8 protein-coding genes are annotated in these 15,152 nt (G+C 69.6%); 3 read left to right on the top strand and 5 right to left on the bottom strand.

The features are described 5' to 3' along the window. Positions 1 to 50 precede the first annotated feature (50 nt). From HD596_RS27735 to HD596_RS27715, 5 genes are all read right to left on the bottom strand, one after another. The gene (locus tag HD596_RS27735; RefSeq protein WP_185072242.1) at positions 51 to 395 is read right to left on the bottom strand and encodes an amidohydrolase family protein; all 345 of its coding nucleotides are present in this window, start codon (positions 393 to 395) and stop codon (positions 51 to 53) included. A 51-nt stretch (positions 396 to 446) separates the two neighbouring features. Beyond that, entirely contained in the window at positions 447 to 3,335 is a 2,889-nt protein-coding gene (locus HD596_RS27730) for a M36 family metallopeptidase (RefSeq protein WP_185072241.1), read from the bottom strand. Between the two features lie 239 nt (positions 3,336 to 3,574). Then, the gene (locus tag HD596_RS27725) at positions 3,575 to 4,525 is read right to left on the bottom strand and encodes an ARPP-1 family domain-containing protein (RefSeq protein ID WP_185072240.1); all 951 of its coding nucleotides are present in this window, start codon (positions 4,523 to 4,525) and stop codon (positions 3,575 to 3,577) included. Then, a complete protein-coding gene (locus HD596_RS27720; RefSeq protein ID WP_185072239.1) occupies positions 4,522 to 5,985 on the bottom strand; it encodes a vWA domain-containing protein in 1,464 nt (487 codons plus the stop codon). Before HD596_RS27720 ends, HD596_RS27725 begins: the two co-directional genes overlap by 4 nt. 38 nt (positions 5,986 to 6,023) lie before the next feature. Then, complete coding sequence (locus HD596_RS27715; protein ID WP_185072238.1) at positions 6,024 to 6,875, bottom strand: macro domain-containing protein; 852 nt, start codon at positions 6,873 to 6,875, stop codon at positions 6,024 to 6,026. 639 nt (positions 6,876 to 7,514) lie between these two features. Between HD596_RS27715 and HD596_RS27710 the strand changes: the two genes are divergently transcribed. The 3 genes from HD596_RS27710 to HD596_RS27700 all read left to right on the top strand — a co-directional run bounded on the left by HD596_RS27710 (position 7,515) and on the right by HD596_RS27700 (position 15,041). Next, complete coding sequence (locus tag HD596_RS27710; RefSeq protein WP_185072237.1) at positions 7,515 to 8,117, top strand: hypothetical protein; 603 nt, start codon at positions 7,515 to 7,517, stop codon at positions 8,115 to 8,117. After that, positions 8,057 to 14,317 (top strand): DNRLRE domain-containing protein, encoded by a 6,261-nt coding sequence (locus tag HD596_RS27705; RefSeq protein WP_185072236.1) that lies wholly within the window; start codon positions 8,057 to 8,059, stop codon positions 14,315 to 14,317. The genes HD596_RS27710 and HD596_RS27705 overlap by 61 nt, the downstream gene beginning before the upstream one ends. A 121-nt stretch (positions 14,318 to 14,438) precedes the next feature. After that, entirely contained in the window at positions 14,439 to 15,041 is a 603-nt protein-coding gene (locus tag HD596_RS27700; RefSeq protein WP_185072235.1) for a hypothetical protein, read from the top strand. Positions 15,042 to 15,152 lie beyond the last annotated feature (111 nt).

Below are 15,152 nucleotides of genomic sequence, written 5' to 3'. Positions count from 1 at the left end.
AGCGACCAGGTGCCGTGGATGGTGAACCCCGCCAAGCTCACCGCGGAAGATCACGCCTCGGCTCCTGACGACGACCCGCCGTCGTCGATGGCGATCTTGAGGTAGTCGACGCCCTCGGCCAGCCGCGCCTCCACGAACGCCTTGGCCTCGCCCGGGTCGGCCACCGTGTCGAGGGTGCGGAACGTCAGCGCCTCGGCCAGGTCGCCCTCGAAGGCGTGCGTGTGCGCGTCGATCAGGCCCGGCAGCAGGGTCTTCCCGGCGCCGTCGATCACGGCGTCCACGGCTCCGGCGGCCGTGCCGATGCGGTCGCCGTCGATCACCACGTCGGCCGCCGGCACGGTCCGCTCGCCGTCGAAGACCCGGACGCCACGGAGCCTCGAACTACCTACGGGCAAGCACGCGAACGGCCCGCGCCCCGAGGACGCGGGCCGTACGGAGTCACGACCTCAGTGCGAGAACGCCTGGAACTCGGCCGCCCTCACCTGCTCCCGCTGCGGGCTGGCCGTGGCGCAGTCCGTCGCGGAGTTCGGATCCCGGTCCTGCTCACCGGCGTACAGCGGATTGCCGGTGCACTGCGTGCTGAGCACCCGGAACATCAGATGCGTGGCGCTGGTGGCCCGCACGTCGAACGACTTGAAGATCATGTCGGCGCCCCGGGGACGCGGCAGCCCCGACTTGAAGGCGTCCGAGGGGCTGGTGTAGATCTTCGTGAAGTTCGCCGGATCCGTGCAGCCCGAACTGCAGGCCAGCACCTCGAACGAGCGCACGCTGGAGAAGCGGTTCTGCCCGCCCGGGTCGGCCGCGTCGTTGACGTTGGGCCGCAGCATCGCGCTCACCTGGACGCGCCGGACCTTGACCGGCGCGTCGCCCGCCAGGTCCACGACGACCGACTTGCCGGCGGGCGCGCCGGTGAGCGAGGCCCAGTTCGTGGCCTCGGTCTCGTCGATCAGCTTGGCCTGGTTGACGCCGTCGCCCGTGGCCGTCGCGCCGCCCGCCGCCGAGGCGAGGTTGCGGGTCAGCGGCAGCGGGAGCGGCAGCCGCACACCGCCGACCACCACGAACTTCAGCCGCGTGTGCCCGAACCCGTCACCCGCCACGATGAACGAGTACACACCGGGCGTCATCTCCACCGTGTCCCCCAGCGGGGTCGCCGGGTCGGTGTCGGCGACCGGGACCGCGCGGCCCTCGTAGTCGCCCACGTACAGCCGCAGCGCCGCGCCCTTCGCCTCGCCCAGCGGCTTGAGCTGCAGCGAGCCGTTTTTGCCCGCGGGGTTGACGAAGCTCGGCGTCGGGTCGGCGTCGTTCGGGCCGTTGCTGGCCGCGCCCTGGCCCAGGCCGTGCTCGGCGAACGCGCGCCACATGATGTCCTGGTTCTTGCCGCCGAACCGCATCGCGTCGGCCGCCAGCAGCGCGTCGCGGTGGTCGACGTAGCTGACCGCGCCCGAGGCCATCAGCAGCAGGGCGTCGAACGACAGCTGCGCCCAGCGCCGGTTGCCCGGGCACAGCTCGACCGGCGTCTGCCCGTCCGCGCAGGCCCGCTGCTGCCTGGCCGTGCCGTCGCCGTACCGCTTGACGAACGCCGCGCGCACGTCGAACTGGGTGGCCGACCAGATCTCGCCGTCCGCGTGCACCTGCTGGCCGACGATGTCGTACGCGACGTCGCTGTAGTTCAGCGGCGACTTGGACATGTCGTAGTTCCTGATGCCGCGTTCCTTGTCCCCGGTCACGTAGCCGCCGGTCACGTACGGGGTCAGGCCCGAGGGGCGGAAGCCGTACTCGAAGAGGTGCTCCATCGCGAACAGGTCGGAGGTGCTCTCGTTCATGGCCCCGGCCTGGGCGCCGCTCCAGCCGGCGTTCGGGCCGCCGATCATGCGGCCGGAGATCGCGTGCGTGTATTCGTGGCCGATGACCGACATGTCGTAGTCGCCGTCCACGCAGGGCGAGTAGAACGAGCCGGCGATCGGCTGCCACAGGTACATGTTCGTGATCGGCGCGATCCCGTCAGGGCCGGTGATCTGGTTGGCGTTGTCGCGCACGGACAGCACCCGCGCGCCGGCCTGCGCGTTCCCCTGCTCGGGGTCGCCGCCGAGGCCGCCGCGAGCGCCGTTGTCGGCCTGCATGTTCCAGGCCGTCTCGGTGAAGCCGAGGCGATACGACCAGTCGTGCATGCGGTTGTGCATCGCGTTCAGGTTGGCGATGGCGGCTTCCAGGTCGGCCTCGCCCTCCTGGTCGAACACCGCCGGGTCGCACTTGGACTCGTGCCAGGTGTTCTTCCACGGGAAGAGGTAGTTACGGCTCGGGGTGAGCACGTTGGTGCGGGTCCCGACGCTGAACGGGTCGCCGTTCGCCCGGTTCTCCGTCGTCCTGGTCGAGTTGCCGGCGCTGGTGTTCGTCGAGGCGTCCGTGGCGTGGTCGACGTCCCACGCCTTGCCGGTCGCCGGGTCGCCGCCGGTCACGTAGTCGCAGCCGGGGCCGGCCGCGAAGCACCAGGTCTGGCGGGTGTCGCGGGAGGAGTAGTCGTCGCGCGGGTTCGCCGGGAAGGCCTTCCAGCGCGGGTTGTCGGGGTCGAAGTGGTCGACCAGGTTCTCCCGTACGAGGATGGCGCCGCTGACCGCGTCCACGTGCGTCGTGTACCCCGCCGCCTCGCCGCGCGAGCCGCCGATCAGGACCACCTGGTACGCGCTGTGCACCCCGTCGGGAGCGGGCACCGCCACCGGCGTGGCCTGCTTGGTGACCGCCGTGGCCAGGTCGATGCCGCCGTCCCTGGCCGCGATCTCCAGCGCCTGCTGCGCGGTGATCGTCGCGGCGGGCGGTGCGTCCGTCTCGCGCGACAGCGAGGAGGTGACGTGCCGGATCTGGCCGTTCACCACGCCGACCGCGACAAGGCCGTCCACGCCGGCCGGCAGGTCGCCGAAGCGCTGGCGCAGCAGTACGGCGTGACCCGCGCCGATCGGGTTGACCGCGACCCGCTCCAGCGCGTCCACCGCCTGGGCGGACAGCCCGAAGACGGCGGGGTTGTTCTTCAGGTACGTGCGGGCGGCCTGCTCGGGATCGGACCCGAGTCCTTCGGCCAGCGGTTCGGCGCTGGTGACGGCCGCGGGAGTGCCGAGAGCGTTCCAGCGGATCTCAGCCGCCGTCCCGGCGCTGCGGGCGTTCAGTCCGGCGGGCGGGGCGACCCTGCCCTGCCGGTTGTCCACGTCCGGCTTGCCGTGCTCTTCGGCCTGGAAGTCATGGATGGGGGCCTGCCCGCCGGGTTCGCCCCGGGCGGGCCCTGCGAGGGGTAGGGCCGACGCGGCAAGCGCGACGGCGACGAGTGCACTGCGTAACCAGGACACGTATTTCCCTCCTGCGTCTCAGGGATGCACGGATTGCACGCATCCCGCAAGAGGTAACACCCAGTCAGGAGGCTGACAAGATCTCAGTGCGGGACCGGTGGCCGGCGCCTCGGCGAACCATGAAGCCGCTGATAGTCGCAGCATCCCTTACGTGGAATGAGGGGGTTGAGCCCGCCGCGCCCGGCGCAGTTCCCGCACTGATCATTCAACCTGCCGTCGTGGAGCCGCCGCAACCGGATTTACCGGCTCGCGAACAGCGACGCGTACACCGGCCGCCCGTGCTCCGTGACCACCTGACCGGCCAGCCCGTCGCCGGTCACGGTGGACAGCCGCAGGTCGAGGTAGCGCTCCTCCTCGACCATGCGTACGTCACCGGCCGGCGCGGGCAACCAGGAGGCCACCTCTGCCTGGCGCGCGGCCCGGTCGCGCGCCAGCTCGGCGCGCAGCTCGGCCAGGCTGCCGGCGTCGTACGGCGCCGCGCCGGCCCGCGCCGGCTCGGCCCGCCAGGCGGCGACCCCGTACGCGAAGCAGACCAGCGCCATCCACACCTCGGCGAAGTACCCCGGATCGGGCGCCAGCTCCAGCCCCGCGAACCTGTCGCCCACGAAGAACAGCGCGCCGAGCTGGCCTGGCAGCAGCTCCAGCCGGCTCTGGAACTGGGTCAGCGTCGCCCGCTTGCGCGACAGGATCTGCTCCAGGTGCCCGCGCGACGGCAGCCCGCACGCGGCGTTGAGCTCGGAGATGTCCGGCCACAGCTTGGCGTAGTCGCGGCGCCCGCGCAGCCCCAGCGCCTTGGCCCGCAGCTCGACCGGCAGGACGAAGAACCACTGGTCGCGGCCCTCCAGGTAGCCGCCCTGGCCGGCCTGCACGCAGCAGGCGTCGTCGAACCGCCTGGTCTGCCCGGCGCCCATCAGCGCCGCGGAGCACAGGGCGTGGTTCTGGGCGGCGTCCTGGATGTAGCCGATGTGCAGGGGGACGATCGCCACGCCCTCGCGGGCGCCGTTGAGCAGCTCGACCTGGCCGTACCCGACGACCCGCTTGAGCTTCAGCCCGGACCGGGGCGGCACGATGCCGGGCCGCTCTGGGCCCCAGATCGGCACCATGGTCAGCGCCCCGGCGCGCTGCGGCGTGCCCGCGCGGTAGCCGCGCAGGTCCAGCGGGGCGGGCAGGAGCGTCTCTAGTGCGGTCATGTGCGTCCTCCTTCCAGTCGGCCTTCGAGTCGGCTCAGCATTGCTGTACGGATCCAGTCACGGCCGGGCGCGCAGTGGCCGAACAGCCACGGCAGCAGCCCCGCGAAGTCGTCCTGGTGCCAGAACGGCTGGCGCGGCAGCTGCGGCGCCGGGTCGCGCAGGGTCACGTCGTCACCGGCGGTGAAGGTGGCCTGGCAGAGCACCACCGGAGTGGTGACGCCCGCGCGGGGCAGCGTGGCCACGACCCTGGCCAGGTCGCCCGGCAGGACGTTCTCGTAGCCGTCGGTCACGATCACCACCAGGTCGGGACGGGTGTCCAGGGCGTCGAGCAGCCGGGTCGCCAGGTCGGTCGCGCCTTCGGCGGTCTCGACCATCGCGAGGCGGTCGTAGCCACCAGCGGTCTCGGCCATCGCGCGGCGGTCGCCCTCACCCGTCTCGACCACCGTGAGGCGGTCGCCAACCTCAGCCATCTCCACCACCGTCAGGCGGTCGCCAACCTCACCCGTCTCCACCACCGTCAGGCGGTCGCCAACCTCACCCGTCTCCACCACCGTGAGACGCTCGCAGACCTCGGCCAGGACCAGCCTCAGCGCCGCCGCCTGCGACATGACCGCCCACTCCCGGTCGCCGTACCCCCGCATCGAGCCCGACGTGTCGAGCACCACGGCCACGTGGCCGGCCAGGCGCGGCAGCCCGCGCGTCGCCTCGGCCACGTAGCCCGCCAGCGCGGGACGCAGCTCGGCAGCCGGTCCGCCCCGGTAGAGGTGGACCAGCGTCGCGGCGATGTCGCCCCGGTTGGTCGGCGTGACGATCGCCGGACGCTCTCCGACCTGGTCGAGCGGGGCCGGCGGCTCCTGCGGGGCTACCGCGCCGTACGTACCGGGCGCGTAGAGCGCGCGCACCCGCCCGACCGCCACGGCCGGGTCGGAGGTGAAGCGCAGCAGGCTCCTGCGCAGCCGGCCGGAGCCGGTGTCGCCCTCCGCGATCAGGCGCGCGCACCCGCGCGCGGTCGCCTTGCCGAGCGCGTGCTCGAAGCAGTCGACCAGCGCCGGCCGGCGCGCCTCGATGAGCGCGTCGGCCTCCGGGTGCTCCAGGACGAACGTGACGACGGCCCGCGTGGCGTGCTTGTGGTTGACGCGCAGCCGCCGCAGCGCCAGGAGCGCGGTGACCGCGTACGCCGGCGGCAGGTCGAACATGAGCGCCCTCGTGACCTTGGCCAGGGTCGCGCGGGTGCGCTCGTCCAGGCCGTCCTGCGAGGCGGCCAGCGTGCACAGCAGCACGCGGGCCCGCTGCCAGGGGAGCACACCGGGCACCAGCGCCAGCAGCGCGTATCCCTCGGGGTCGCTCAGCCGGGCACTCCGGTGGAGCTCCGCGTCGTCCCAGACCAGTTCGCCGCCCCTGGACAGGACCAAAGGGGCGTCGTGCGTCCGGAAATGCTGGAGAAGAGTCGGGGTGTCCACGGCATCGAGATTAAGGAATCCGGCCCGCCGGGCGACACCTATTTTTGGCGGGTACGTTTCTTCCCGGCCTTCCCGACCGAAGAGATATGCGCACACGCGTCAAGTGCTTTTTCGCAGACCGCTAATTCCGCGTCGGTGTAGGCCAGCAAATAGACGGTTTCGACGTGCCGGGGGCGGCTGTCGGTCAGGTGGGCGACAATAGCCGTCAGCATGCTCTGGACCGTGGACTCGACGTCGGCCGCCGCCTCCCCGGTCCCGAAGATGGGAAACACGATCGAACCGGCCCGCCGCCCGCCGCCGGCGATCTCCTCGGCCCGCAGGAACACGTTGCGCACGCACGTACCGAGATCGTCCACCCGGCGGTACCCGACACCGGCGGCCCCGTGGACGGCGGCGGCGTGCACGATGCCCATGACCCCGTTGCGCTCGGCGAGCTGGTGCGCCCCGGTCACGATGGCGGTTCCCGGCTCCACGGGCACGTTGGCGCCCACCCGCCGGCCGAGCTCGTCGGCCACGCAGTCCTCGACCACCCGCCCGGTCAGGGGATCGCGCCGCGCGCCCTCGTACCGGATGACGGCGGAGATCGACCGCTCGTGGAACCTGGACATCTGCATGTCGGTGTTCTCGGAATTCACCCAGACGTCCACGTCCTTGACGTTGCGCAGGTCGCCGGTGATGAGCACGAGCCGCCGGGAGGGGCGGCCGTGGACGGCGTACTCGTACGTGCGCGTCTCCTCGATGGGCTGCGGCCGCCGCATCTTGGCATGCGTGTCGATCCGCTCCCGCAGCGCCCGGATCTCCTTCCGGTATTCGTCGGCCCGCCCCGCGGTCCGCAGGGACCGCAGCCCGTACCACCAGATGAACGCCCATAACCCGACGGCGCCCGTCATGGTGGCACCCTTGATCTCGGCAGAGAATTGGCTCTGCGGAAAGAATGAGAACAGAAGCGTGACGGGAAAGAGCGCGAGCAGGGTCCAGGAGATCATATGCACCCGCTCGCTCCCGCCGTCCGGCGCCCGCCACTGCCAGACGAAGGCACCGAGCCCGAGAAGGAGACTGAACACCGCCGTAAGCAGAACAACGGGATCGGCCTTCATCCACCCTCCCATCCAAAAAAACGGGACGCAATTATCAGGCTAATACGTCACGCGTAAGCTGGCCGGGCAGGTGAGCCGAGAACCACCCGCTGTGGCCTCCGAAGCGGTGGACCGTCTGATGCCTGCCCCGGACCGGCGCCTTCCGAGCTTGTGCGCCACCTCCCATGAGGCGGGATGAGGGCCGCGGACGAGGGAGTCGCGGGCCCTGTCCGCCCTGCGGCAACGAGCGCTGCATGCGGCTACGGAGGCCACCTTTCCCGTTACACAAAGGGGATCTTTACTTCCATTTCCCGACATGTGTGATGATCATTCCGTTTTGCCACATCTGTTCGAAAGGTGCGAGTGAACACATCACCAACGGCGTCCGGTTTATCCACCCGGACGCGCCGCCGCGCTGCCCTGATCGCGGCTCTTACGCTGTCGCTCTCGCTGATGAGCGCGCCCGCGATCGCCCAGGGCCCCACGCCACCCCCCACCACGTCGCCGCCGAGCGCCCCTGCCACGCCCACTGATAAGGCGCTGGCGCAGGCCAAGAAGGACAACCGGCGCGTCGAGATCGAGTCGATGCGCTCGGAGAGCGCCACCTTCTACGCCAACCCGGACGGCAAGACGGTCCGGATGGAGCTCAGCACCCAGCCGATCCGCGTCAAGAACGCCGACGGCAAGGGCTTCACGCCGATCGACACCACCCTCGTCGAGGCGGACGGCGCCATCAAGCCCAAGGCCGCGCACGGCGGTCTGGTCCTGTCCGCTGGCCGGGACAAGACCCTGCTCAAGGGCTCGGCGGGCGACGCCACGGCGAAGATCACCATGCCGTCGGCGCTGCCTGAGCCCCGGCTGAAGGGCAACACCGCCACCTACTCCGACGCCTACGGCGAGGGCCGCGACCTGGTGGTGACCGCCGGCGCGACCGGCTTCCGCCAGCAGATCACCATCGCCGAACGGCCCACCGGACCGATCTCTTCCAGGTTCCGGTGGACCTGCCCGAAGGGCTGTCGTTCAAGAAGAACGCCGCCGGTAGACCCACCATCGTGAGCAAGGACGGCAAGACGCTCACGGAGATTCGGCCCACCCTGCTGCAGGACGCCAAGGCCGCCGACGCGGGCGCCCCGATCGACGCGGGCAAGGCCGGCAAGGCCGCCGTCACGCTCGCCGAGGACGGCAAGACCCTGGTGTTCACGCCGGACGCCGCGTTCCTGGCCGACCCTGCGACGACATACCCGGTGACGGTGACCGCCGCGGTGTCAGACTGGTACGAAGGCCACACCGGCCAGGTCTCCAAGGGTGGCATGGACACCTGGATCAACGACTACGACTACCAGGACAGCTGGGACACCTTCCATCAGACCCAGATCGTGGTCGGTAAGTCCTACGCCAGTAGCATCGCCAAGCGCTGGCGCGGCTACCTGAAGTTCCCGAACATTCCCGCCGAGTTCGCGGGCAGCAAGGTGGAGAACGCCGACCTGCACCTGTGGAACTACCAGTCCAACGAGTGCGGGATCTCGGTCGGCTCCGGCATCACGGCGCGGCGGATCACCTCCTACTGGGAAGAGATGACGCTGCTCTGGAGCAGCCAGCCGTCCGTCACCAGCGTGGGCGCGGACACCGAATACGGCGCCTACAGCGAAGACTGCACCGGCTCCATGAACTACCCCTGGAACCTGACCCACACCCTCAACGGCATTGTCCAGGAGTGGGTCAACGGCGCCACCAACTACGGCATCCAGCTCACCGCCGGCAACGAGTCGGAGCTGCGCAACTGGCGGCGCTACACCTCCGAGGACGCCGGCGGCTGCATGACCACGCCGCTGGAAGGCTGCAAGTTCCAGCAGCATCCGCCCATCCTGACCGTGGACTTCGAGATGGAAGGCCCCGCGGAGGAAGTCGTCATGCTGACCGGCACGCAGCTGACGAACCTTCCCGAGTACGAGGACGCCATCGCCATGTCGATGTATCAGCCGCTCGGGGGCGACGAGGACATCACGATCACCAAGGAGGTGGCCGCCCGTATCGCCGGGCAGCGTGACGGTCAGGAGTACCGGATCGGCACCGACAAACTCGACTTCGACGAGAGTGGCATCGGAGGTGGCGGCGACGGTGAGGACACCGGTGCGCCGCGGGTGATCGCGGTCGAGCCGGAAGGCGGCGCAGTCGACGTACCGCTGGATGCCCCGGTGAAAATCACCTTCTCGGAGCCGGTCGGCGAGGCTCAGGTGACTGTCAAGGACGCCGCGGGCGCGCAGGCGGCGGGGACACTGACGTACGACAGCACGGAAACGGTACTGACCTTCGACCCAGAGCAAGCTCTGAAGGCGGGAACCGCGTACACCGTCGAGGTCTCGGGGGCGATGGACTCGTGGGAGAACATCATGGCCCCGTACACCTCGTCCTTCGCCACGCTCAAGCAGTCGGCGGCTCAGTGGACGTTCGATGAGGGAGAGGGCCGTACGGCTGCCGACTCTTCAGGCAATGATCAGGACGCGAGTTTGAACGCCACCGCGGCGTGGATCGCGGGGAAGAGCGGAAACGCGGTCTCCAACGTACCGTCACAAGCGCGGATCGCCGCCTCCCAGGCGGCGGCCCAGCAGGGTAAGGCCGTCGAGGTCGCTGACGAGACGACGGCGATGAGCGTCACCTACGCCCAGCCGGACGGGAAGACGTTCAAGACCGAGGTCACGACTGGTCCGGTACGCACCCGGCAGGGCAGCGGCTGGGTGCCGATCGACACCACCCTGGCCGAGCAGGGCGGCAAGCTGCGGCCCAAGACCCTCGCCGAGGGCGCCATCGTGGAACTCTCCGCCGGCGGCACGGACCCGTTCGTGAAGATGTCGGTCGACGGGAAGTCGTACGCGTTGCGGTGGCCGACGCCGCTGCCGAAGCCGACGGTCAAAGGCAGTGTGGCCACCTATACCGACGCCGCGGGGGTCGGGGCCGACCTGGTGGTGACGGCGTTGCCGACCGGGTTCCGGCACGAGGTGGTGCTGCGCCAGCGGCCCGCCAAGCAGGTGGAGCTGCGGATCGGCGTCGAAGACGAGGGCCTGACCCTGACCGAGGGCAAGGGCGGACGGCTGCTGCTGAAGGGCAGGGACAAGAAGCCGGTCGCCAACGGGACCCGGCCGACCGTGTCGGACGGCGCCGGCAAGGGCCGTCCCGCGTCGGTCAACCGTGGCGAGGCCGACACCGATGTGGTCACCAAGGGCGGCCGCACGGAGTTGGTGGTCAGGCCGGACCAGGCGTTCCTGGCCGACGCCGGCACCACCTATCCGGTACGGGTGGCGGCGGCGGTCACGCTGCCGGTGAACGCCGATGTGGAGGTGACCTCCGACAACGACGCCGACTTCCCGGGTGACCCGACGGCGGCGTACATGATGGCCGGCACCAGGACCGGCGGGTTCAAGCACCGGGTGCATCTGAAGTTCGACACTCCGAATCTGACCGGCTCCACCGTCACCGACGCCAAGCTGTCGATGAACACCATCGACGCCCAGAACTGCGGCGCCGCGCTCGCCAACGGCATCCAGGTCGCCCGCCTCACCGGCGCCTGGGACCCGGACAACGTGTACTGGGCCAACAAGCCCGCCTTCACCACCGAGGACGCCTCGACCAACTTCAAGGGCGTCACCATGGACTGCGCCACCTGGCCGGACAGCATGGAGTGGAACGTCACCGGCATCGCCCAGGACTGGGCCGCCGGCGCCGCCGACCACGGCCTGGTGCTCAAGTCCCCCGGCGAGGCCAACATCAACAACTACCGCGTCTTCACCTCGGCGGAGAACACCGACGAGTTCGGCAGCCCGCCGAAGCTGACCCTCACCACCAGCGGCCCGGCGTCCGCGCCGACCGTTTCCGCCCCGGCAATCAGCCCGGCGCAGACCGTGAACGGCGCGACGGTGACGACCTCGCTCACCCCGCAACTCGCCGCGACCGTCGCCGACACCGCCGGCGGCAGCCTCACGGGCGAGTTCGAGGTCGAGCACGACCCGGCCGCGACCGGGCAGGGCAGCGGCCAGATCTGGACCGGCGCCTCGGCGGAGGTCACCTCCGGCGGCCAGGCCGCGGTGAGCGTCCCCGCGGGCATGCTGACCGATGGGTGGAAGATCCGCTGGCGGGCCCGCGCGGCCAACGCCGCCGCATCGACCACCTCGGCATGGTCGAACTGGCAGACGGCCACCGTGGACGTGCCCAACCCGGCGGTCGGCCCCTTCCAGGTCACCCCGTCCCAGGTGGTGGACGGCGGCACCGTGGCCACCAGCCTGACCCCGGCCCTGCACGCCACGGTCACCGACCCGGCCGCCCAACCGCTGCGGGCCGAATTCGAGGTCGAGCACGACCCGGCCGCGACCGGGCAGAGCAGCGGCCAGATCTGGGCCGGCGGCATCGATGGCGTCGCCTCCGGCACCCAGGCGTCGGCCACCGTCCCCGACGGGAAGCTGACCGACGGGTGGAAGGTGCGCTGGCGCGTGCGTGCGGTCAACACCAGCACCACAGTCGGCTCGCCGTGGTCGAGCTGGCAGGCCATGACCATCGACGTGCCGGACCCGGTCTCCGAACCGGCCGTCGGCGCGCTGCAGATCACCCCGTCCGAGCAGGTGGACGGCACCACCGTCACACCCACGCTCACCCCGACGCTGCTGGCCCGGGTGAGCGACCCCGCCGGCAAGCCGCTGCGGGCCGAGGCCGAGATCGAGCACGACCCGGCCGCGACCGGTCAGAGCACCGGCCAGATCTGGACCGGCGGCGCCGACAACGTCCCGGCTGGTACGCAGGCGACCATCACGGTCCCGGCGGACAAGCTGACCGACGGGTGGAAGGTGCGCTGGCGCGCCCGCGCCGTCTCCGCCACCGCCACCTCGGCCTGGTCGGACTGGCAGTCCTTCACCGTCAGCCTGCCCAAGCCCACCGCCACCGGCCTGGCCATCACCCCGTCCAAGGTGGTGGACGGCGTCACGGTGACCGACACGCTCACGCCCGCGCTCCAGGCCACCCTCACCCACCCCACCGGCCAGGCGCTACGCGCCGAAGCCGAGATCGAGCACGACCCCGCCGCGACCGGTCAGGGCACCGGCCAGATCTGGGCCGGCGGAGTCGATGACGTCGCCTCCGGCACCCAGGCGAGCATCACCGTCCCGGCCGGCAAGCTGTCGGACGGGTGGAAGGTGCGCTGGCGCCTGCGCGCGGTCGGCGAGCAGGCCGCCTCGGCCTGGTCGGATTGGCGGCAGGTCACCGTGGACGTCACCCAGCCCGGCGAGGAGCCCCTGGCCCAGACCGCCGGACCGGTGATCCGCACCGACCAAAGCTTCACCGCCGCCGCCTGGCTCCGGTGGAGCGACAAGGACGGCGACTACATCGTCCTGGAGCAGAAGGGCACCCACCAGGCGCCCTTCCGCCTCGGCAACACCCCCGACCACGGCCTTGTGTTCACCCTCACAAGCGCTGACACCGTCGGCGCCACGGTCGAGGGCGTGCTGTCCGGCGTCGAACCACCGGTCGGCGAGTGGTTCCAGCTGGCCGGCGTATACGACGCCACAGCAAAGACTGCCTCGCTGTACCTGAACGGAGCCCTGGTCAAGTCGGAGCCGATCACCGTGTCCCCGTGGCATGCCAACTCCGCCATGACCTTGGGCACCCGGGTACGGGGCGACCTCGACGAGGCGCGGCTTTACCAGCGAGCGCTGGCGGCGGCCGACGTCACCGCCCTTTTCAGCGGCGTGAACACCATGCGGGAGAGCTCTTCTGAACGGTTCGCACCGCCCGGTACGTCCACGTCGAAGGCCAGTGCGGCCACCTCCGATGATCACATATCACTGGAGACCTGCTACAACTCACCGCCTGTCTACGGCCAGCCCGAGAAGGCCCGTATCCAGGAGCGCACGTACTCGTCCTGCTGGTCGTCGTACTACACCATCGGCGCGTACGCGGACGACGACGACACCACCAAGAAGCTCAAGAAGGGAGGGAAGGTTCGGGCCATCCAGCTCGCGGCGGAGCTGGCGGACGTGGCGGTCGACTCTCTGACCGATGACATGATCTTCTCGTTCCGCGTTACCTGGGTCATGCACAGCTATCTGGGCAACGCCGCCGGAGATGGAGTCGTCGACGGCGACGGCACCACAAAGCCGCAGCATGTCAAGGCGTTCGTACGGCTCCAGGACTTCGGGATCTTCCAGAACGGAGTGAGGCAGACCAGGTTCGACCGAGGACTTCGGCAAATGAATATCGGCTTCGACCTCACGGTGTCGTCCGCGACCTCTTCTCGGTGCGCGGTCGAAGGAGACAGCGACCATCTTAAATCCATTGCGAGCTGGGAGGCGACGAGTCACGTCACCGTCATGACCAGGGGCTATCCCGATGCGGCCAAGAAGAACGCGGTGTGCACCATCAAACCGCTCATCACCTCGATCGGTGGCGTCGGTTACATAGGACGTCTATGGTCGCAGGACGTTCTCGACCGGGAGGGGAAGCGCGTCGGCGTCTATCGGAACGGGGATCCGCCGCCCGCGGCCGACAGCGCGTGGGCTCCGAACTTCCGATGCGACTGGCAGACGCTGGGGAAGTCCGACACCGCCAACGACGGCGTCCCGGACCATACCGGAGGATGCGTCAACACCCGGGCGCATCGGGTCTGGACCATGTCCAAGAGCTCGAACAGAGCCTTCATCGAGGTCATCGAGCATATCGAGGACGCGATGGATCCCGCCAAGAACATCAATACGTTCCCGCCCTTGCGGCAAGGCGACACCACGGCGTCGCGGGATCCCGAGTATCCGCCGCGGAAGAAAGCAGCCGGCACCTTGCTGGCCAAGGCGATTCCCGGTAACTGGGCGGCGGCACCGAACACGCCACAGGGCAAGCCGCTGCACCGAGGCACCAATGCCGACGAAGAGGCCAACCGGGCGATCTTCTCCAAGCATCAGTTCTGGTCGGACCACGGCACGACCGAGGAGAAGTTCTGGCGCGCGTCCAGGTCGACGAACTACTGCAAGTACTACGAATACGAGGAAAAGTTCAAGGAGAACTACACCGGCGTCTACGACTGCGACGAGTATCCGTACGCGTCCACCAAACAAGGAGCGGCGAAGGACAAGTTGAATTACTCGGTGCGGGGCGTCGACCTGCATCAGAACCGGAGCCACGGCAACTATCTCAAAACCTTCTACTCCCAGTATCGCCTCACTCCCGACGAGGTCGGCGACAATACGGAGGACAGCCCGTTCTGGATGATGATCGTGCAATAGCCGACTCATAATCGCCGCCGTGCGCGGTATATTGACGTGCGGTTGCCCGGCGATCAGCCCGGCAACCGCACGTTCCCTTCCCCAAGGCATCCGCCGGCTCGGCGGAGATTGTGACGGCGACATGGCCGGGCTGCTGCCCCCGGAGAATCAGTGGGACCTCTTACGGGAATTCGGCCTGAGCAGTGGGTTCGCCGGGATATGGGTCGAGGGCGACGACCCGGAGGAAGTGGCGCGGCGGTTGCGGGTGGATCCGGGCTCGCGCGTGGAGTGCGGCTTCGCCGAGGCGATGACCCGGTACGAGCAGTCCTTGGACGACGAGGTGGTCTGGATCGGGCCCCATGCGCCCGGCTGGACCCACATCCTCTGGCTCAGCGCCTTTCACACCACTGCGGAGGCGAAGGCGCTCAGCGTGGGAGGACGGCGGCTGCTCACCATGTTCTACAACGGAGGACTGAGCGAGCTCGACCACCTGTACCTGTATCAGGACGGCGCGCTCGTCAACGAGATCGATCCGCCGTACGTCGGCGGTGGCGCCCCGGTGAGCGTGCCCGAGTACGCGGTTTACGCGGAAGGACTCGAGCTGGAGCTCGGCATGTCCAGCACGCAGGAACTTCACCTCCTTCTCTGCATGGCAGGGCGGATCACCGGGCGCTTCCTCGACCGGGAGTGGTTCTCCTCGACCCGGGTTCGCTACGACGTTCCAGCAGAAGCCTGGGGCCGCTGAGCGTTTCTCGAGAGGCTTAGTACTCCAGTGACACTTGGCGATCTTGAGGACTTGGGGTCACATGGCGACGGCCACCGCGTGATCATTCGGAGTTTGTGAGAACAACCAAAG

The sequence above is a fragment of the Nonomuraea jabiensis genome (assembly GCF_014204795.1).
Taxonomy (GTDB): domain Bacteria; phylum Actinomycetota; class Actinomycetes; order Streptosporangiales; family Streptosporangiaceae; genus Nonomuraea; species Nonomuraea jabiensis.
Note: the sequence above shows the minus strand (reverse complement) of the source record. Positions and strands in the feature narration are given on the sequence as shown.

Bases quoted from the DNA above. Each gene is read 5' to 3' on its own strand.
- HD596_RS27725 (WP_185072240.1), bottom strand. From the start codon at position 4,525: ATGACCGCACTAGAGACGCTCCTGCCCGCCCCGCTGGACCTGCGCGGC.
- HD596_RS27710 (WP_185072237.1), top strand. From the start codon at position 7,515: ATGAGCGCGCCCGCGATCGCCCAGGGCCCCACGCCACCCCCCACCACG.
- HD596_RS27700 (WP_185072235.1), top strand. From the start codon at position 14,439: ATGGCCGGGCTGCTGCCCCCGGAGAATCAGTGGGACCTCTTACGGGAA.
- HD596_RS27715 (WP_185072238.1), bottom strand. From the start codon at position 6,875: ATGACGGGCGCCGTCGGGTTATGGGCGTTCATCTGGTGGTACGGGCTG.